The 17999-nt window shown below is 65.1% G+C and carries 18 protein-coding genes, 1 other RNA gene and 1 riboswitch; of the genes, 9 read left to right on the top strand and 10 right to left on the bottom strand.

What is annotated here, in order from left to right:
• Positions 1–15: 15 nt before the first annotated feature.
• Positions 16–771, top strand: coding sequence for a uroporphyrinogen-III C-methyltransferase (gene cobA, locus EVC45_RS15030; RefSeq protein ID WP_129958895.1), 756 nt, complete (start codon positions 16–18; stop codon positions 769–771).
• Positions 772–814: 43 nt separating this feature from the next.
• Here cobA and EVC45_RS15035 read toward each other — a convergent pair whose 3' ends face one another.
• The 3 genes from EVC45_RS15035 to lptF are packed head-to-tail and all read right to left on the bottom strand — an operon-like array spanning position 815 to position 3483.
• Positions 815–1195 carry a sirohydrochlorin chelatase gene (locus tag EVC45_RS15035; protein WP_129958774.1) on the bottom strand — a complete coding sequence of 127 codons (381 nt, stop codon included), beginning with the start codon at positions 1193–1195 and terminating at the stop codon, positions 815–817.
• Positions 1196–1233: 38 nt separating this feature from the next.
• The gene (gene lptG / locus EVC45_RS15040) at positions 1234–2382 is read right to left on the bottom strand and encodes an LPS export ABC transporter permease LptG (RefSeq protein ID WP_129958775.1); all 1149 of its coding nucleotides are present in this window, start codon (positions 2380–2382) and stop codon (positions 1234–1236) included.
• A gap of 3 nt (positions 2383–2385) precedes the next feature.
• Positions 2386–3483 carry an LPS export ABC transporter permease LptF gene (gene lptF / locus EVC45_RS15045; protein ID WP_129958776.1) on the bottom strand — a complete coding sequence of 366 codons (1098 nt, stop codon included), beginning with the start codon at positions 3481–3483 and terminating at the stop codon, positions 2386–2388.
• Between the two features lie 137 nt (positions 3484–3620).
• On the opposite strand from lptF, the gene EVC45_RS15050 reads away from it, so the two are divergent.
• From EVC45_RS15050 to EVC45_RS15060, 3 genes are all read left to right on the top strand, one after another.
• The gene (locus tag EVC45_RS15050) at positions 3621–5132 is read left to right on the top strand and encodes a leucyl aminopeptidase (RefSeq protein ID WP_129958777.1); all 1512 of its coding nucleotides are present in this window, start codon (positions 3621–3623) and stop codon (positions 5130–5132) included.
• 52 nt (positions 5133–5184) lie between these two features.
• Complete coding sequence (locus tag EVC45_RS15055; RefSeq protein ID WP_129958778.1) at positions 5185–5601, top strand: DNA polymerase III subunit chi; 417 nt, start codon at positions 5185–5187, stop codon at positions 5599–5601.
• A gap of 97 nt (positions 5602–5698) precedes the next feature.
• On the top strand, positions 5699–6514 hold the full coding sequence (locus EVC45_RS15060) for a DUF2486 family protein (RefSeq protein ID WP_129958779.1): 816 nt from the start codon (positions 5699–5701) through the stop codon (positions 6512–6514).
• 63 nt (positions 6515–6577) lie between these two features.
• Here EVC45_RS15060 and EVC45_RS15065 read toward each other — a convergent pair whose 3' ends face one another.
• The gene (locus tag EVC45_RS15065) at positions 6578–6916 is read right to left on the bottom strand and encodes a c-type cytochrome (protein WP_129958780.1); all 339 of its coding nucleotides are present in this window, start codon (positions 6914–6916) and stop codon (positions 6578–6580) included.
• A gap of 113 nt (positions 6917–7029) precedes the next feature.
• The gene (ilvD, locus tag EVC45_RS15070; RefSeq protein WP_129958781.1) at positions 7030–8703 is read right to left on the bottom strand and encodes a dihydroxy-acid dehydratase; all 1674 of its coding nucleotides are present in this window, start codon (positions 8701–8703) and stop codon (positions 7030–7032) included.
• A gap of 160 nt (positions 8704–8863) precedes the next feature.
• Between ilvD and EVC45_RS15075 the strand changes: the two genes are divergently transcribed.
• Together EVC45_RS15075 and lgt are read left to right on the top strand one after the other, a co-directional pair.
• Positions 8864–9835, top strand: a complete 972-nt coding sequence (locus EVC45_RS15075; RefSeq protein WP_129958782.1) for a LysR family transcriptional regulator — start codon at positions 8864–8866, stop codon at positions 9833–9835.
• A gap of 164 nt (positions 9836–9999) precedes the next feature.
• Complete coding sequence (gene lgt, locus EVC45_RS15080) at positions 10000–10905, top strand: prolipoprotein diacylglyceryl transferase (protein ID WP_129958783.1); 906 nt, start codon at positions 10000–10002, stop codon at positions 10903–10905.
• Positions 10906–11010: 105 nt separating this feature from the next.
• Here the strand turns inward: lgt and EVC45_RS15085 are convergent, their stop codons facing one another.
• From EVC45_RS15085 to EVC45_RS15105, 5 genes are all read right to left on the bottom strand, one after another.
• Positions 11011–11736 carry an SIMPL domain-containing protein gene (locus EVC45_RS15085; protein WP_129958784.1) on the bottom strand — a complete coding sequence of 242 codons (726 nt, stop codon included), beginning with the start codon at positions 11734–11736 and terminating at the stop codon, positions 11011–11013.
• 255 nt (positions 11737–11991) lie between these two features.
• Positions 11992–12450 (bottom strand): EVE domain-containing protein, encoded by a 459-nt coding sequence (locus EVC45_RS15090; RefSeq protein ID WP_129958785.1) that lies wholly within the window; start codon positions 12448–12450, stop codon positions 11992–11994.
• Positions 12451–12591: 141 nt separating this feature from the next.
• A non-coding RNA gene (ssrS, locus tag EVC45_RS15095) (6S RNA) lies at positions 12592–12773 on the bottom strand.
• Positions 12774–12851: 78 nt separating this feature from the next.
• Positions 12852–13166: a cell division protein ZapA gene (locus EVC45_RS15100; RefSeq protein ID WP_018419691.1), complete on the bottom strand. Its 315-nt coding sequence runs from the start codon at positions 13164–13166 to the stop codon at positions 12852–12854.
• Positions 13163–13522 (bottom strand): ATPase, encoded by a 360-nt coding sequence (locus EVC45_RS15105; protein ID WP_129958786.1) that lies wholly within the window; start codon positions 13520–13522, stop codon positions 13163–13165. Before EVC45_RS15105 ends, EVC45_RS15100 begins: the two co-directional genes overlap by 4 nt.
• 220 nt (positions 13523–13742) lie before the next feature.
• Positions 13743–14007: riboswitch (cobalamin riboswitch) on the top strand.
• Between the two features lie 89 nt (positions 14008–14096).
• Between EVC45_RS15105 and EVC45_RS15110 the strand changes: the two genes are divergently transcribed.
• Genes EVC45_RS15110 through EVC45_RS15120 form a run of 3 tightly spaced genes read left to right on the top strand, consistent with a single transcriptional unit; the run spans position 14097 to position 17989 of the window.
• Positions 14097–16034 (top strand): TonB-dependent receptor domain-containing protein, encoded by a 1938-nt coding sequence (locus tag EVC45_RS15110; RefSeq protein WP_129958787.1) that lies wholly within the window; start codon positions 14097–14099, stop codon positions 16032–16034.
• 39 nt (positions 16035–16073) lie between these two features.
• Positions 16074–17138 carry an iron ABC transporter permease gene (locus EVC45_RS15115; protein ID WP_129958788.1) on the top strand — a complete coding sequence of 355 codons (1065 nt, stop codon included), beginning with the start codon at positions 16074–16076 and terminating at the stop codon, positions 17136–17138.
• A gap of 29 nt (positions 17139–17167) precedes the next feature.
• Positions 17168–17989 carry an ABC transporter ATP-binding protein gene (locus EVC45_RS15120; protein WP_248295147.1) on the top strand — a complete coding sequence of 274 codons (822 nt, stop codon included), beginning with the start codon at positions 17168–17170 and terminating at the stop codon, positions 17987–17989.
• The last annotated feature ends 10 nt before the right edge of the window (positions 17990–17999 follow it).

Consider the following 17999-nt stretch of genomic DNA (forward strand, 5'->3'; position numbering starts at 1 on the left):
AACAGGTCGATGTCAATGGGTAAGGTTTATCTGATCGGCGCGGGACCCGGTGCCGCGGACCTGATTACGGTGCGCGGCGCGCGGCTGCTCGGCGCCGCCGACGTCGTGCTGCACGACGCGCTGGTCGAGCCGGCGATGCTCGACTACGCGCCCGCGCGCGCGAAGCGCATTGCGGTCGGCAAGCGCTGCGGCCAGCTCTCGACGGCCCAGCAGTTCATCAACAAGCAGATCGTCGACGCGGCTTTGGAGCACGACGTGGTCGTGCGTTTGAAGGGCGGCGATCCGATGCTGTTCGGCCGCGCCGACGAAGAGATGCGTGCGCTCGAAGCCGCGGGCATCGAGTATGAAGTCGTGCCGGGCATCACCGCCGCGCTGGCCAGCGCAGCCACGCTCAAGCGTTCGCTGACGCTGCGCGGCGTGTCGCGCAGCGTCGCGCTCGCGACGTTCAGCCGCGCACCCGGTTCCGACGAGATCCGCGAGCAGGTCAACGCCGATTCGCTGGTGTTCTACATGGGCCGTGACAGCGGCGTCGAGATCGCGCAGCAACTGATCGATGCCGGCAAGCCCGCGGCGACGCCCGTGGCGATCGTCGAGGCGTGCAGCACGCCGCGCGAACGCATGCTGACGCTGACACTGGAAGATCTTGCGAACGGCGAAGCGCAGCGCTGGGTCGATGCGTCGCAGCCGAGTTTGTTGATGATCGGCGAGGCGTTCGCGGCGCGGCAGAGCGAGGCGACGCGCTCGTCGAATGGGCTGCTGGTCGCAGCCTGACACTCCCCGGCAGCGGTGAATCTGAGCCACCAGAACGAATAGATCAGACTTGCCGCAAGCAATACTGCGCAAGCGCATCCAGCACCGAATCATCCTCACCCACGGCCACCGCGCAGCGAATCTCGACACCGGGATGCGCGGCGCGGCATCGATCGACGATCGCGGGCAAATCCTGGCGGATATGTCCGCCTTGCCCGAAGAACACCGGCACCACGGTGATCGCACCGCAACCTTGCGTGACGAGTTGCGCGACGGCCGTCGGCAGGTCGGGTTCCATCAGTTCGAGAAACGCAAGTGTGACCGCCTGCGCTTCGCCCGTCGCCGCGCGCGCCGCGCGCAGCTTGTCGGCGAGCCGTTCGAACGGCTCGCGCCAGCGCGCATCGCGCGCGCCGTGGCCAAACAGAATCAGTCCGTGCATAGCCATCGCGTCAGCTCCTGACGATGCCCGTCAACGCCCGGGCCTTAGTGCCGGTCGACCCACTTCAACCCGACGAGCCCGAGCACCAGGTAGACGAGCCCCGGCGTCGCCGCGGTCAGAGGCGCGGGCCAGGTATTGAGCGTGCCGATGTGCGAGAACAGCGTGTTGAACAGCTGGAAGCTCATGCCGAGCATGATGCCGCCGAACACCTTCACGCCGACCACGCCCGCGCGCGTATGCAGATACGCGAACGGCAAAGACAGCACCAGCATCACGAACACCGCGAACGGATAGAGCACCTTGCGCCACAGCGCGATTTCATAGCGTTGCGTGTCCTGATGGTTTTCGGTCAGATGCTGGATATAGCGGAACAGATTGAACATCGACATGCGGTCCGGCGACACCAGCAGCACCGACAGAATCTGCGGCGTCAGTTCCGAGCGCAGCGAATACTCGGGCAGCGTGACCTGATTCGCGCGATAAACCGGATTGAGCGCATCGGCCGGCGTGTTAGGAGCGGGGGCCACGTCAAGCAGCTGCGTGTCGGTCACGCCGGTCAACAGCCAGTGGCCCGGCGGCTGATAGCGGCCGCTTTGCGCAATACGAACGTTCGACAGACGGAACTTCGAGTCGAACTCGTAGATACGCACGTTGCTGATCGTCGCGTCGGGCTTCAGCTCGCCGACGTTGACGAAGCGCGTGACCTGTTCGCCGTCGGCGCGCTCGGTCAGCGTGTCCTTGACCCACACGCCCGACTGGAAGTTGGTCGACACCGACGAGCCGAGCGCCTCGAGCCGTACACGCTCGGACAGCTGATCGGTGTACGGGCCGACCACTTCGCCGATCAGATAGGTGACGATCACGAGCGGAATGCCGATCTTCAACAGCGAGCGCAGCGCCTGATTCGTCGCGAGGCCCGACACGCGGAAGATCGTGTATTCGGAGTTCGCCGCCATCTGTGCGAACACGTAGATCGCGCTGATCAGCGCCGCGACCGGAATGATTTCGTAGAAACGCGACGGCGTTTGCAGCGCGACGCGCAGCACCGCGTACTGAAACTTGTAGTTGCCGTGGCCGACCGAATTCAGCTCATTGATCAGGTCGAAGAAGAAGAACAGACCCGAGAATGCAAACAGGATGAAGACGAACGTGAGGTAGATCTGACGCGCGAAGTACCTTTCATAAATGCGCATCGGTCAGGCTCCCTGCGAACGGCTGAACATGGCACGCGTGAACAGCGGCCGGTTGCGCACGCGCATCCAGAAGATGAACGCGACGATTCCAAGCACGATCACGTGCAGGATCACGAGCCCGACGCCGAACGACATCTTGCCTTGCTCGATCCATGACTGCACGACGTTCAGCAGATTCGAATAGGTGAGGTAGATCAACACGGCCATCACGAGGTTGATCGTGCGGCTGCGCCGCGGGTTCTGGTGAGCGAGCGGAATCGCGAGCAGCATCAGGTTGATCGCGATCAACGGCAGGCCCGCACGCCACGCGAATTCGGCGAGGTTCTCCTTGGTCGGATTGCGCAGCAGCGTGAGCGTCGGCAAGCCGGTGGTGGTCGGCGTATTGACGACCGGCTGGCTCTGGATCTTCACGCCGTAGCGCTCGAACTCCATGATGCGGAAATCAGGGTGGCCCGGCTCGCCGTCGTAGCGGCGGCCGTTTTCCAGCACGACGAAGCGGTCGCCGTTCTTGTGCGTCTCGACGTGGCCGTTCTTCGACACCACGACGTTGACCTTGCCGCCCTCGGTACTCGTCACGAACACGTTTTCCACGTGCCCCTGGTCGGGCGACATCTTCTCGATGAAGAACACGCGATGCGTGGTCGGCGATTCGCGAAACTGCCCGGGCGCGAGCAGCGAGACTTCGTCGCGCTGCTGGAAGCGCGCGCGGATCAGCTTGCTCTGCTGGTTCGACCACGGCCAGCCGATGAACACGAAGAACATGATCAGGATGATGATCGGCGTGGCGAAAATGCCGATCGGTTTGATGAATTGCGTGAGACTCACGCCCGAGGACAGCCACACGACCATCTCGGAGTCCTTGTACCAGCGCGTGAGGACGAACAGGATCGACACGAACAGCGTCGCGACGAGCATGATGGCCAGATAGCCGATCACGGTGAGGCCGATCAGGACCAGCACGTCGCGCGGATCGATCTCACCCGAGGCCGCGAAGCCGACGATGCGGATCATCATCGTCGTCAGCACGAGCGTGAGGAGAACCATGAACACGGCGCCAGCCGTGTACGCGAGTTCGCGCTGGAGGGAGCGTTCAAAGATCATTATTGATGACGAGAGGGGGCGCTCACAGCGACGCGCGGGTTCGGTCCCGTCACGCCTCCGGTGCAGCCGCCGCGGGAAAAATAGCGGATAATTGCGGCTTTCATCCTAAGCCCAGATTTTATCCGAGGACAAGCGCGATGGACTTTAGCATAAAAGCCTGTGATTGGACCAAAGGCTCGACGAACGGTTTCCTGACCGGGAAATCCGATTGCATCGTGATCGGCGTGTTCGAGTCGCAAACGCTGTCGGGCGCCGCGCTGGAGATCGACGCGGCCACCAAGGGCCTGCTCACGCGCATCATCAAGGCGGGCGACATGGACGGCAAAGCGGGTACCACGCTGTTCCTGCACGAAGTGTCCGGCATCGGCGCGTCGCGCGTGCTGCTCGTCGGCCTCGGCAAACAGGATGCTTTCAGCCAGAAAGCTTACGGCGAGGCGGTCCGCGCCGCATGGCGCGCGCTGCTCGGCACGAAGATCGTGCAGGTCACGTTCACCCTCGCGCAACTGCCGGTGCTCGAACGCACGGCCGACTGGTGCGTGCGCGCCGCGATCCTCGCGCTGCGCGAGCTGACCTACCGCTTCACGCAGATGAAAAGCAAGGCGGACAACACGCCGCGCGCGCTGAAGCGCATCGTGTTCAGCGTCAACACCGGCGACGAGAAGGCGACCAAGCTCGCGGCCAAGCAGGGCGCCGCGCTTGCCAACGGCATGGACCTGACGCGCGACCTCGGCAATCTGCCGAGCAATGTCTGCACGCCGACCTATCTGGCGAACACCGCGAAGAAGCTCGCGAAAGACTGGAAGCTGAAGGTCGAAGTGCTCGGCGAGAAGCAGTGCGAAGCGCTGAAGATGGGCTCGTTCCTGTCGGTCACCGCGGGCGCGGTCGAGCCGGCGCAGTTCATCGTGCTGCAGTATCAGGGCGCCGCCGTGAAGGCCGCGCCGGTCGTGCTGGTCGGCAAGGGCGTCACGTTCGACACGGGCGGCATCTCGCTGAAGCCGGGCGAGGGCATGGACGAGATGAAGTACGACATGTGCGGCGCGGGCTCGGTGCTCGGCACGCTGCGCGCGGTCGCCGAGATGGGCCTGAAGATCAACGTGGTCGGCATCATCCCGGCCGTCGAGAACATGCCGTCGGGCACGGCCACCAAGCCGGGCGACATCGTCACCAGCATGAAGGGCATCACGATCGAGGTGCTGAACACCGACGCCGAAGGCCGCCTGATCCTGTGCGACGCGCTCACCTACGCTGAGCGTTTCAAGCCGGCCGCGGTGGTCGACATCGCGACGCTGACGGGCGCCTGCATCATCGCGCTCGGCCATCACAACAGCGGCCTGTTCTCGAAAGACGACGCGCTCGCGGGCGAACTGCTCGACGCGTCGCGCGAAGCGGCGGACCCGGCATGGCGCCTGCCGCTCGACGACGAGTATCAGGATCAGCTGAAGTCGAACTTCGCGGACGTCGCGAACATCGGCGGGCGTCCGGCGGGCAGCGTGACCGCTGCGTGCTTCCTGTCGCGCTTCACGGATGCGTACCCGTGGGCGCACCTCGACATCGCGGGCACCGCGTGGAAGAGCGGCGCGGCGAAGGGCGCGACGGGTCGTCCGGTGCCGCTGCTCGCGCAGTTCCTGATCGACCGCGCCGGCCAATGACGCAGTCCAGTAAGCGCGCACACGGCGCGCGTCGAGCGGGGCGGAGCGGCCGATGACGAGAATCGACTTTCACTCGAACGTCGGCGATTCGCTGCTGTACGCGTGCCGCCTCGTGCGCAAGGCGTATCTGGCAGGCCAGCCGCTCGTCGTGCTGGCCGAGCCCGCGCGCCTACGCGCGTTCGACGAAATGCTGTGGACCTTCTCGCCCCTCGACTTCGTGCCGCACTGCATGGCGGGCACGCCGCTCGCCGCCGACACGCCCGTCGTGCTGACCTCGAATCTCGACGACGCGCCGCATCATCAGGTGCTGCTGAATCTGGGCGTAACGGTGCCGGCGCAGTTCGCGCGCTTCGAAAGGTTGCTCGAAGTGGTCGGTAACGCACACGAGGAACTCGCTGCGGGCCGCGAGCGCTATCGCTTCTATCGCGATCGCGGCTATGCTTTGAACAACTACAAGCAGGGCGGCTAGTTTCGTTCCGCTGCGCGTCGGGGCCGACGAACGTCGAGCCCATCGGGGCACGCATCATGCAGACCGCCTTGGCTTCGACTCAAACACGGAGAGCCACGTGTCCGATCCCCACGACAATTCGATCCCAATCCTGAACGAGGTCCTCGTGCCGGGCCGCGCGCACGAGACGCGCGAGGCGTCGGACGAGGCCGCCGGGCCCGCTCCCCAACCGGGCGCCGAGCCCGCACCCCCGTCCACCACGCAACCGGCGGCGCACGAGCCTGCATTGCGCAGCGAGCCTGCGTTCGTGCCGCCGGCCGCGCGTCAGGCCGAACCGACGCTTGCGCCCGAGCCGGTCCTTGCGCCACAGCCGGTGCCCACACCCGAGCAACTGAGTTCACCGGAGCCCGTGTTCGTGCCGGAGCCGCTGCCGACGCGTGAAGCGGCGCCCGCGGCTGAGCATGAGCCTCTCGCGCAGGCCGGGTTTCATCAGCCGCGCGTCGCCGATCACACGCACGCGAGAAAACACGCGCGGCCGCATCACGGCATTCATGCGCGACATGGGCGTGACGACCTGCATGAGGACGTCGAGGTGTCGCCCGGCGTATTCGATCGAACCGAGCCGTTCATCCCGCTCGAAGCCGGCTCGACCGTACCGCCGGATCTCGACCATGAAAGCGCGCACGAAGCCGCTGCCGCTGAGCCCCCACTCGACGCGGACGCGATCGCCGCAAGTCTGCATGGACGCTTCCAGAGTTTTCTGACGGGCGAGGGGCAAGGCATCATCGAGGCGCGTTGCCGCGATGCAGTGCAGCAGCATACGAGCCTGCTCGTGAGTCAGATCACGCGCGAAGTCGCGCAGACGCTCGAAGCCGAGATGACCGATTGGGTACGCGAAGCGGTGGAAGAAGAAATCGCGCGGCGCTCGCGTTGATGCCGCCCATTGAAGGCCGCGTTCGAGTCGCGCGCGGACTTCATCGGCGACACGAGACTTCCGTTATTTGAGCGACAGCACCCATGCCGCCAGCGTGGCCGCCTGATCGGGCGTCAGCTGCGTGTTCGCGGGCATCGGCACGGTTCCCCATACGCCGCTGCCGCCTTCGAGGATCTTGTGCTTCAGGTAGGTCGCGGCGTCCTCACGTCCCGCATAGCGGGCCGCAACGTCGTGCAGCGACGGCCCCATGAACTGGCGCGTGACCGAGTGGCAGCTCATACAGTTTTTCTGCTGTGCCAGCGCGAGGCCGGATGCTTCGGCGCGGGCTGCGGGACTGGCGGCGCTCAATGCGGCGGCGAGCGCAACAGTGGCTGCTACGGCTGCGTACGACATCGATTTCATTATGGTCTCCGCCAGTGCAGATGCCCGGCTCGTGGTGCACGCATTATAAGAGCAATGGGGCGCACGGTTTTTCGTGCGCCCCATTGCGGTTTTTGCGTCGCCGCCCGCGGTGACTACCCCGTCACCGCCCCCCGATTCGCCGACTGCGCGAGCGCGAAATACTTCGCCATCACACCGCGCGTGTAGCGCGGCTTCGGCGCCTGCCACGCGGCGCGGCGGCGCTGCAGCTCGGCGTCGTCGATGTTCAGTTGCAGCAGCAGCCGGTGCGCGTCGATCGTGATCGAATCGCCTTCCTGCACGAGCGCGATGGTGCCGCCGACGAACGCCTCCGGCGCGACGTGCCCGACCACCATGCCCCACGTGCCGCCCGAAAAGCGGCCGTCGGTGATGAGCCCGACCGTTTCACCGAGCCCCTTGCCGATGATCGCCGAGGTCGGCGCGAGCATCTCCGGCATGCCGGGGCCGCCCTTCGGGCCCAGATAGCGCAGCACGACGACGTCGCCGGCGACGATCTTGTCGGCGAGGATCGCTTCGAGCGCGCTCTGCTCGTCGTCGAACACGCGCGCCGGGCCCGTGATGACCGGGTTCTTCAGCCCGGTGATCTTGGCGACCGCGCCGTCTTCGGCGAGGTTGCCCTTCAGGATCGCGAGGTGGCCTTCCGCGTAGAGCGCCTTATCGATCGGGAAGATCACCTGCTGATCGCTGCGCGGTTTGCCGGGTACGTCCTTCAGCTCCTCGGCGATGGTTTTGCCGGTGATCGTGATGCAATCGCCGTGCAGAAGCCCAGCGTCGAGCAGGATCTTCAGCACCTGCGGGATGCCGCCAGCCTTGTGCAGGTCGGTCGCGACGTACTGGCCCGACGGTTTCAGATTGCAGAGCACCGGCACTTTCTTGCGCATGCGCTCGAAGTCCTCGATCGTCCATTCGACCTCGGCTGCGTGCGCGATCGCCAGATAGTGCAGCACCGCGTTGGTCGAGCCGCCCGTCGCCATGATCAGCGCGACCGCGTTTTCGATCGATTTCTTTGTGATGATGTCGCGCGGCTTCAGATCCCGCTTGACCGCTTCGACGAGCACGCGTGCCGATTCGGCAGCCGAATCGACCTTCTCCTGGTCGGGATTGGCCATCGTCGACGAATACATCAGCGACATGCCGAGCGCCTCGAACGACGAGCTCATCGTATTGGCCGTGTACATGCCGCCGCACGAACCGGTCGACGGACACGCGTTACGCTCGATGCCCTCGAAATCCTCCTGCGACATGCGGCCCGCCGTGAACTCGCCGACCGCCTCGAACGACGACACGATCGTCAGATCGGTGCCCTTCCAGTTGCCCGGGCGGATCGTGCCGCCGTACACGTAGATGCCCGGCACGTTCATGCGCGCGAGCCCGATCATGCCGCCCGGCATGTTCTTGTCGCAGCCGCCGATCACCACCACGCCGTCCATCCATTGACCCTGCACGCAGGTTTCGATGCAGTCGGCGATCACCTCGCGCGACACCAGCGAGTACTTCATGCCTTCGGTGCCCATCGACATCCCGTCCGAGATCGTCGGCGTGCCGAAGGTCTGAGGGTTCGCGTCGGCGCGCTTGATCGCGGTGACGGCCGCGTCGGCGAGTCGTTGCAGGCCGGCGTTGCACGGCGTGATCGTCGAGTGGCCGTTGGCGACGCCGATCATCGGTTTGTCGAAATCCTCCTTCTGGTAGCCGAGCGCGTAGTACATCGAGCGATTCGGTGAACGCGCGATGCCTTGCGTGATGTTCTTCGAACGACGGTTGTAGGCCATGGGGAGCTCCAAGTCTGGCTGTTCTGACGGATGCGCGCGGCGGGCGTCCGCGCGCGCATCCGTTCAGTGTAGTTCCGCGGGACCGGGCAAACAGGCGGTTTTGCGTGACGCGTGTCGCGTGTATTATTCGTGGCTGTTTAGGTCGCAAAATATATTAATCATGCTGCCGACGATTCCCGATCTGCGCCAGTTGCGCTATTTCGTCACCGTCGCCGAGGAAAAGCACTTCGGACGCGCGGCCGCGCGTTTGTCGATGACGCAGCCGCCGCTGTCGCAGGCGATCCGCGCGCTCGAAGAGACGCTCGGTGTCGAGCTGTTCGCGCGCACCAAGCGCTCGGTCGAACTGACGGCGGTCGGCGCCGATCTGCTGCCCGAGGTGCAGCGGCTGCTCGCGGCCGCGGAAGGCTTGAGGCCGCTCGCGCAGAGCCTCGCGCGCGGTGAGGCGGGCGTGTTGTCGCTCGCGTTCGTGTCGACCGCGGATTACGGTCTGCTGCCGCTCCTGCTGCGCGATTTCGGCGCGCGGCATCCGCGCGTGCGCCTGGAGCTGACCGAGGCGACCAGCGACGTGCAGGTCGAGGAACTGGTGGCCGGGCGTATCGACGCGGGTCTGGTGATTGCGCCGCTGCCGTCGCGGCATGCGGCGCGGCTGTCGTGGCTGCCGATCGCGCGCGAGCCGCTCGTGATCGCGATGTCGAGCGAGATGGCGCAAGGGTTGCCGGGCAGCTTGAACAAGACTGGTGAAGACCCCGCCGCCGAATGGATCGACACGCCCGTCAGCCTGCGCGATCTCGCCGAAGCGCCGCTCGTGATCTTCCCAAGACGTCTCGCGCCAGGCTTTTATGACATCATTATGGATTGCTACGGCGTCGCCGGCCTCGCGCCGCGGATCGGCCAGGAGGCCATCCAGATGCAGACCATCGTCAGTCTCGTGTCCGCTGGCATGGGCGTCGCACTGGTGCCGCAATCGTTGCGTAACCTGCGGCGCACCGGCGTGGTGTACCGGCCGCTGTCCGAGTCGGTGCCCGCGATCGAGACCGGCCTCGTCTGGCGCACCGACGAGGTCAGCCCGGTGCTGGCGGGCTTCATCGAGATCGTGCGCGCGCATGCGGCGAGCGTGGCGTCGCGGGTGTGAGGTCGCCTGCGATGTGAAAAATGATGCGAACGCTCGGCGAGGGACGGCGTCAAAGCCGGGCCTTCGTGCTCACGGCGCGCCCGCTGCGCTTCATGGCCCTTTGGTGATCGCCTTTGATCCGCTGTAAAAACTGCTTTCGAACCTGAACTGCCCATAACTACACGATGCTCATTCACCCCAATTTCGACCCAGTCGCCATCCATCTGGGGCCGCTCGCCGTGCGCTGGTATGGCTTGATGTACCTCGTCGCGTTCGTCGCGGCGATCGTCGTCGCCCGGCTGCGGCTGCGGCTGCCGTACGTCGCCGCGCAAGGCTGGACCGCGAAGGATATCGACGACATGCTGTTCTTCGGCGTGCTGGGCACGATCCTCGGCGGCCGGCTCGGCTACGTGCTGTTCTACAAGGCGAGCTTCTATTTCGCGCATCCGCTCGACATCTTCAAGGTGTGGGAAGGCGGCATGTCGTTTCACGGCGGCTTTCTCGGCGTGACGCTTGCGATGGTGCTGTTCGCGTATCAGCGCAAGCGCTCGTGGCTGCAGGTCACCGACTTCGTCGCGCCGATGGTGCCCACCGGCCTCGCGGCGGGGCGCCTCGGCAACTTCATCAACGGCGAGTTGTGGGGCCGCGTGACCGATCCGTCCGCGCCGTGGGCGATGCTGTTTCCCGGCGCCGCGCCCGACGACGCCGCGTGGCTCGCCGCGCATCCGCAACTGGCCGCGCAATGGCATCTGAACGAAGTGTTTGCGCAATATCACATGCTGCCGCGGCATCCGTCGGAGCTGTACGAGATCGCGCTCGAAGGCGTGGCGCTGTTCTTCGTGCTGATCTTCTTCTCGCGCAAGCCGAAGCCGCTCGGCGCGATTTCCGCGATGTTCCTGATCGGCTACGGCCTCGCCCGCTTCACGGTCGAATTCGCGCGTGAGCCGGACGATTTCCTCGGCCTGCTCGCGATGGGTCTGTCGATGGGTCAATGGCTGTCGCTGCCGATGATCCTCGCGGGCATCGGCCTGATGGTGTGGGCGTATCGCCGTGGGCGTCGCGAGCCGGCGCAGGCGGTCGGCGCGAACTGAGCGGCGCCCGGCTCGCGTAGCGAGCGCTGCATGAAAAAACGCCACGGCATCGCTTGATGCCGTGGCGTTTCTGTTTGAGCTGGCGTTTGCGTACGCGCCTGCGCGTTACTTCATCTGCACCGATCCCGATACGTTGACCGTCACCGTCGACGTGCCGCCTTCAAGCTGCAACGGCGCGCCCTTCGCGTCGGCGCCCATCGCGCGTGCGCTCATCATCATCATCGGACGCGGCATCACGCCGCTGTGATTCACGTTGACCTCGCGAATCGAATAGCCGCTAAAGCCGAACGCCTGCGAGGCCGACGCGGCCTGCTCGCGAAACGACTTGATCGCCTCGCCGCTGAGCCTCTGTTCGGCCGCGCGCTGCGCTTCCGGCGACAGCGAGAAGTGCACGTTGCCAACCTGCATGATCGATGCCATCTGTCCCGCGAGCTTCGATGCCGCGGCGAAGTCGCGCGACTGGAGCACGACTTCCGTGCGGCCGCGCCACGCCGAGATGCGTCCGTCGCGGTCGGTCGACGGGAAGATCGAGAACGCGCCAGAGCGCGCGGTCACGCCGGCGACGCCGCGCGCTTTCTGCAAGGCGGCGTCGGCGCGTTCGTTCAGCGTCGACGTCAGCGCCGACGGCTCGCTCGCTTCCTGCTCGTAAAACAGTGTGATTTCGACTTCGTCCTGCGGGACTTCGGCGCTTGCCTGCGCATTCAGCGACAGCACGCCCGAAGGCTGCTGCATCATGGTCTGCGCGCGAGCGGGCGCCGGGTTCAGCGCGAGTGCCACAGGCGCGCCAAAGGCGAGCGCGAGTGCTAGGGCCCGTGCGGTTTTTGTCGTCATGGCTGGAATCCTTGTTTGAACAGGTTGTGCACGTTCGACGCGAGCACCGCGTGCTGGCGCGATGGTGGCGAGCGGGTTGACGGATGCGCTGGCGAATGAATCGGGTTGCCGTCGAGCGGTCGGTTCGAGCTCACGCTTTCGTCGACCGATTAGGCGTGTTTTACCGCGGCTTGGTTCCCCAATTAGTGCTTCGCCGCCGCATCGGAAAAGATGCCCTGGCGCGATCACTTCAGATGCCACGCCGCGCATTCATCTTTAAACGAGCCGTTCAGTTATGAAACGCCATTCGGCGTCGGTCACCGGTGTGATCGACAGACGGTTGCCTTTGGCGAGCACGCGCATGTCCTGCAATTGGGCATGCTCACGCAGCGCGGCAAGCGGAATCAGCGCGATTTTCTTCTTGAACACGACGTCGACGAGCAACCAGCGCGGCGTTTCCTGGGTCGATTTCGCGTCGAAGTACGGACTCTTTTTATCGAACTGCGTCGGGTCCGGGTACGCGCTCGACGAGACCTCCGCAATGCCCGCGATGCCGGGCTCCGGACAGCTCGAATGATAGAAGAGCACGCCGTCGCCGACCTGCATCGCGTCGCGCATGAAGTTGCGCGCCTGATAGTTGCGCACGCCGGTCCACGGCAAGGTGCGATGCGGTGCGTTGGCGAGGTCGTCGATGCTTGCTTCGTCCGGTTCGGACTTCATCAGCCAGTAGCGCATGAATCGGAGTGAACGTGTGAGATTGAACGACGCGCGGCAACAGCCGGCGCGTGCGAAAAAGCCCCTGAAAAAGGCGCTCAAACGAAAAAACGACGACCAAAGAAAAACGGCGCCGAACCGAAGTCCGACGCCGTTCCAGATAAGGTCCCCGCCTTAGCCGCTAGGCCGGCATCCTGAACCGAGGGTTCAGAATTGGTCGCAGTAAGCAACACTTCGGGTACATCAGACAGAGTGACGCGCACACCCGTGCTACAAATTTCCGCAACCGTGCACATGGCATTGGTTCAAGGAATATATGACCTTGGCGAACCAGGCAGGGAAGCTAAACCGATGAAGCTACAACTCAAACCGTTGAACACTTGACCGGTTCGAAACCGGCCCGCTATTGAGCCCACTACTCCTTACTGCAAGCTGTACTGCTCGATCACAGTACCTAGCTGTTCGTTCATTTGCTGCATTGTACGCCGGATTTCTTCAGCAGGAAATGCTTCTCCGTGCCGCACGCTGCTTTGCAGCTTAAGCAGTTCCGATGCCAGCGACAAAGCAGCCATCACCGCGATGCGATCGGTACCGCGCACGTTGCTGCCGCTGCGGATTTTCTTCATCTCCGCGTCGACGCGCGCGACCGCCTCGAGCAGCGCGCCTTCGGTTTCCGGCGAACAGGCGAGACGATACGGTACTTCGAGAATCGAGACTTCGATCTGCTTGGTGGTCATGCGCTTTCTCCGTGTCGGCTCACGTCGCTGTCCGCTGCCTCGTGTTCGGGCTCGGCGGATCCGAGCAGATCGAGCTGGTTATCCGGTTCGCTGCTCGCGCGAGCGCGCGGCAATTTTTCGAGAATCGCATTCAGGCGCACCTGAGCGTCGTCGATCTTGGCGGACAGCGCGTCGCGTTCCGCCTGCAGTGCGTCGCGCTCTTCGCGCAATTGCGCGAGCTCCGCGTGCGTGGCTTGTACTTCGGCACGCGTTTGCGCGAGTTGCTCTTCGAGCGCGAGCCGCGCTTCGTTGTGGCGCTGGCTGATCGCAATCAGCTTGCCGATGTTCTGGGAGAGTGATTCGAGTTCGGTGAGCATGTGCTGCGTCCTCTAAAGACATCGCATTTTAGCGCGGAATATTACAGGTTCCGACAATTGTCTCGTTTCGAGACGTAACAGCATCGCTTCGTGCACGTTCATTGCGTGTCGTGTCGTCGACCATAAGATAAAAAACCGGCAATCCATCGGACAATAACCTGCATTCAACAGAACGGATTGCGCTCCGATTGACCTTTCTTGACGCCCCGCGAGGCCGCTCCTAAACTTCCCGCACTCTGGTGCCCGCACGCGCATTCCGGCGCGTGCAGTTAAACGGGAAGCAGGGCGCGCGCGGTGCCAAACCGGATGCGCGAACCTGCGCTGCCCCCGCAACGGTAAGCGACCGCATGTGATGTGCTCATGCAGGTCGGTCCTGATCGCAAGGTTGGAAGTTCAACGTGCGAGTGTGCCACTGCGCGTCACGCGTGGGAAGGCGGGATCGATGTGTCGTAGCCCGGATACCGGCCAGAAAAGAGGGACGTCCCCCGCGAAAACGTTAAACAGGGGGACGCCTCGTGACGCGTCGGCCCGCGGGGAAGCAGGCCGCGCATGCTAGCCACAGGAATGTCATCCCATGCTGTCCCCCATCGCCCGCGCAACGCTGCTCGCGTTCGCGAGCCTGCCGCTCGTCGTGCATGCACAAAGCGCCGAGCCCGCGTCCGCATCTTCATCGTCCGCTACGGATGCAAGCACGGCGAATGCCGCAAACGTTGTCGACGCCGTCGATACCCCGTCAGCCGATGCGTCGGGCGATCTGTTGTCGCCGATCGTCGTGACCGCGCAGCGCGGACCGCAAGCGTTGCGCGATGCGATCCCGCAGACTACCCAGTTCGATCAGCAGGACATCGCCGACACGACCGCGACCGATCTGCCCGGCCTGCTGCTGCTCGCACCCGGCGTGCAAATCTCGCGCACGGGTGGCCCCGGTTCGACCACCAGCCTGTTTCTGCGCGGCGCGTCGTCGACGCAATCGCTGCTGCTGATCGACGGCGTGCGCGTCGATTCGGTGAGTCTCGGCTCCGCTCAACTCGCGCAGATTCCACTCGATCAGGTCGATCACGTCGAAGTAGTGAACGGCAACGTGTCTGCGTTGTATGGCTCGGGCGCGATCGGCGGCGTCGTGCAGGTGTTCACGAAAGACGGCGGCGATCATCCGCCGCGTTTCAACTTTTCTGTCGGCTATGGCAGCTATCACACGCAGACGCAAACGGCCGGCGTGAACGGCGCGCTCGATCAGGACGGCCGCACGACCTTCAACATCTCGCTCGCGCGCACGAAGGACGACGGCTTCTCGTCGCTCAATCCGCTCGAGGCGCCGGCCGCGAATCCGAACGCGAACGGCAATCTGAACGAGAGCATCAGCGCGTCGCTGCGTCACAAGTTCACCGACAGGTGGGACGCCGGCGTCAGCTACTTCCAGACGAACAACAACAACAGCTACGACAATGCGTACGGCGTGCCGACCGATCTGAACAACCTCTATAGCAAGGTGCGTCAGGTGTCGGTGTTCGCGAACGGCAAGCTGACCGACTGGTGGACCACGCACTTCACGCTCGCCCAGGGCGACGACCGCAGCGTGTCGAACACCAATGGCATCTACAACGGCCGCTTCGATACCGACAATCGTCAGTACACGTGGCAGAACGATTTCGCGCTCGCCGCGAACCAGAAGCTGCAAGTCGGCTACGAGCATCTCGACGAGACGCTCGACTCCGATACGTTCGCCGCGCCCGACCGCCACGTCGATTCTGTCTTCGCGGGCTACAGCGCGCGCTTCGGCCGCAACCAGATTCAGGTCAACGTGCGACGCGACCAGTACTCCGATTTCGGTGGAGCGAACAGTTACTATCTCGGCTACGGTTTCGACATCACGTCGCGCTGGAAGGTAACCGCAAGCTATTCGGATGCGTTTCGCGCGCCGAGCTTCGACGATCTGTACTATCCGATCAGCGGCAATCCGTCGATCCAGCCCGAGCGCAGTCATTCGGTCGAAGCCGGCTTGCAGTACGCGACCGATGCGCTCGGCGTGATGCGTCTGAACGCATTCCAGACGCGCTATACGAATCTGATCGACTACGTGCAGACGATCCCCGGCATCTACCTCGCGGAGAACGTCGGCCATGCGAAGGTGCAGGGACTCGAAGGATCGTGGAGCGGTCATGTCGGCGAGACCGACGTGCGCGCGACGCTGACGCTGCAGAACCCGGTCGATCTCGACAACGGCACCGACCTCGTGAGGCGCGCGCGACGCTTCGGGTCGTTCGTCGCGAATCGCAGCATCGGTGGATGGCGCGTCGGCGGCGAGTGGCTCGTCGTTGGACCGCGCACCGACAGCACCGGCAACCTCGGCGGTTATGGCATCGTGAATCTGTCGGCGCGCTACAACATCACGAAGGCATGGTACGTCAGCGCGCAAATCGACAATCTGTTCGACAAGGACTATGAAACGGCCTACTCGTATAACTCGCCGCGACGCGGTGCGTATCTCACGCTCGGCTGGCAGCAGCAATGACGCGCGCGGTGAATTGGCGTCATGCGTGAGCGCACGCGGATGAGTCGCGCGTCCGGTTCGTTGTCCGCCATGATGCAGACCCCGCGTCCGATGAATGCGAAACGCGCGGCCGCGATCTGGCTCGGACTCGCGCTCGCCGCCGTCGCGTTGCTCGGCGCGTCGCTGGTGCTCGGCAGCGTGCCGCTCGCACCGTCGCGCGTGCTTGCGGCGCTCGTGCCGACCCACACATTCGGTGGCACGGGCAGCGACGATCTCGCCGGCGAAATCGTGCGCACGTTGCGCTTGCCGCGCGCGCTCGCGGGCTTCGCGTGCGGCGCGCTGCTCGCGCTGGCCGGCGCGCTGCTGCAGGTGCTGCTGCGCAATCCGCTGGCCGAGCCGTATGTGCTCGGCGTGTCGGGCGGAGCGGCCAGCTTCGCGCTGGTCGCGATGATCGCGGGCGGCGCATGGTGGATCGTCGATGCGAGCGCGTTCGCGGGTGCGTTCGTATCGATCCTGCTGGTGCTCGGCCTCGCGCGTCGCGAACTGTGGCGCGGCGAGCCGCAGGACACGTCGCCGCGTTTGCTGCTGACCGGCGCGGTGATCGCGGCCGGGTGGGGCGCGCTGATCACGCTGCTGCTCAATCTCGCACCCGACAGCCGTCTGCGCGGCATGCTGTTCTGGCTCACCGGCGACCTCAACGGCGGCGCGCTGCCGTGGACCGCGCTGATCGCGCTCGCGCTCGCGCTGTTCGCGATCGTGCCGGCCGCGCCGCGTCTGAACGTGCTGCTGCGCGGCGACACGGCCGCGCAGGCGTTGGGCGTCGCGGTGATGCCGCTGCGCTTGCGCGTGTACCTGGTCGCGTCGCTGGCGGCGGCCGCGGCGGTGACGACCGCGGGCACGATCGGCTTCGTCGGTCTCGTCGTGCCGCACATGCTGCGGCTCGCGTTCGGCAACGACCAGCGCATGCTGCTGCCGGCGGCCGCGCTCGGCGGCGGTGTCGCGGTGATGGGCGCGGATCTGATCGCGCGCACCGTGATCGCGCCCGCGCAATTGCCGGTCGGCGTGATCACATCGCTGGTCGGCGTGCCAGTGTTCCTGTGGATGCTGCTCAAACGCCGCCGATGATGCGAGTCGAACCCAACCCCATCTCTGCCATGCTGAGCACGCAACGCCTGACGTTGCGTGCCGGCGCACGCACCTTGCTCGACGCGTTCACGCACACTTTCCAGGCGGGCGAAATCTGGTGTATCGCCGGGCCGAACGGTGCGGGCAAGACGACCTTGCTGTCGACGCTGGCGGGCCTGTTGCATCCGGCGGCGGGCCATGTCGAGCTCGATGGCGTGCGCGTGGCCGACTGGCAGCCGCTGCCGCTCGCACGGCGCCGCGCGCTGATGCCGCAAAGCGCGGCCGATGCGTTCAACGCGAGCGTGCGCGACATCGTGCTGCTGAACCGCTTCCCGCATCTGGGCGGCTGGGGCTGGGAGCGCGATGAAGATCTCGCGGCCGCGCAGGCGGCGCTCGAATGGCTCGGACTCGCGGACTTCGCCGCGCGCGACGTGCTGTCGCTATCGGGCGGCGAGCGCCAGCGCGTCGCGCTTGCGGCGGTGCTGTGCCAGGACGCGCCGCTGTTGCTGCTCGACGAACCGTTGTCGCATCTCGACCTGCATCATCAGATCGATTGTCTCGAAGCGCTCGTTCAGTGGACGCGCGAGCCGGGACGCAAGATACCGCGCAGTGTGCTGTTCTCGTGCCACGACCTGAACCTCGCGCGCCGCTTCGCGACGCACGCGTTGCTGCTCGACGGCGCCGGCGGCGCGCATGCGGGGCCGGTGCGCGAGGTGCTGACGCCCGCGTTGACGAGCCGCGCGTTCGGCTATCCGCTGATTCTGATTCGCGACGGCGAGCACGAGGCGCTGATTCCCGCGCCGCGCGTGCGCCACGAATCGCCTGCCGGTCATAACGGACAGTCAGGCTGACTATTTACCC

It is taken from the genome of Paraburkholderia sp. UYCP14C (assembly GCF_004197395.1).
In the GTDB taxonomy this organism is placed as follows: domain Bacteria; phylum Pseudomonadota; class Gammaproteobacteria; order Burkholderiales; family Burkholderiaceae; genus Paraburkholderia.

Bases quoted from the DNA above. Each gene is read 5' to 3' on its own strand.
- ilvD (WP_129958781.1), bottom strand. From the start codon at position 8,703: ATGGCCTACAACCGTCGTTCGAAGAACATCACGCAAGGCATCGCGCGT.
- EVC45_RS15075 (WP_129958782.1), top strand. From the start codon at position 8,864: ATGCTGCCGACGATTCCCGATCTGCGCCAGTTGCGCTATTTCGTCACC.
- EVC45_RS15085 (WP_129958784.1), bottom strand. From the start codon at position 11,736: ATGACGACAAAAACCGCACGGGCCCTAGCACTCGCGCTCGCCTTTGGC.
- EVC45_RS15065 (WP_129958780.1), bottom strand. From the start codon at position 6,916: ATGAAATCGATGTCGTACGCAGCCGTAGCAGCCACTGTTGCGCTCGCC.
- EVC45_RS15100 (WP_018419691.1), bottom strand. From the start codon at position 13,166: ATGACCACCAAGCAGATCGAAGTCTCGATTCTCGAAGTACCGTATCGT.
- EVC45_RS15090 (WP_129958785.1), bottom strand. From the start codon at position 12,450: ATGCGCTACTGGCTGATGAAGTCCGAACCGGACGAAGCAAGCATCGAC.
- EVC45_RS15120 (WP_248295147.1), top strand. From the start codon at position 17,168: ATGCTGAGCACGCAACGCCTGACGTTGCGTGCCGGCGCACGCACCTTG.
- lptG (WP_129958775.1), bottom strand. From the start codon at position 2,382: ATGCGCATTTATGAAAGGTACTTCGCGCGTCAGATCTACCTCACGTTC.
- EVC45_RS15105 (WP_129958786.1), bottom strand. From the start codon at position 13,522: ATGCTCACCGAACTCGAATCACTCTCCCAGAACATCGGCAAGCTGATT.
- EVC45_RS15050 (WP_129958777.1), top strand. From the start codon at position 3,621: ATGGACTTTAGCATAAAAGCCTGTGATTGGACCAAAGGCTCGACGAAC.
- EVC45_RS15110 (WP_129958787.1), top strand. From the start codon at position 14,097: ATGCTGTCCCCCATCGCCCGCGCAACGCTGCTCGCGTTCGCGAGCCTG.
- EVC45_RS15115 (WP_129958788.1), top strand. From the start codon at position 16,074: ATGAGTCGCGCGTCCGGTTCGTTGTCCGCCATGATGCAGACCCCGCGT.
- EVC45_RS15055 (WP_129958778.1), top strand. From the start codon at position 5,185: ATGACGAGAATCGACTTTCACTCGAACGTCGGCGATTCGCTGCTGTAC.
- EVC45_RS15035 (WP_129958774.1), bottom strand. From the start codon at position 1,195: ATGGCTATGCACGGACTGATTCTGTTTGGCCACGGCGCGCGCGATGCG.
- cobA (WP_129958895.1), top strand. From the start codon at position 16: ATGGGTAAGGTTTATCTGATCGGCGCGGGACCCGGTGCCGCGGACCTG.
- lgt (WP_129958783.1), top strand. From the start codon at position 10,000: ATGCTCATTCACCCCAATTTCGACCCAGTCGCCATCCATCTGGGGCCG.
- lptF (WP_129958776.1), bottom strand. From the start codon at position 3,483: ATGATCTTTGAACGCTCCCTCCAGCGCGAACTCGCGTACACGGCTGGC.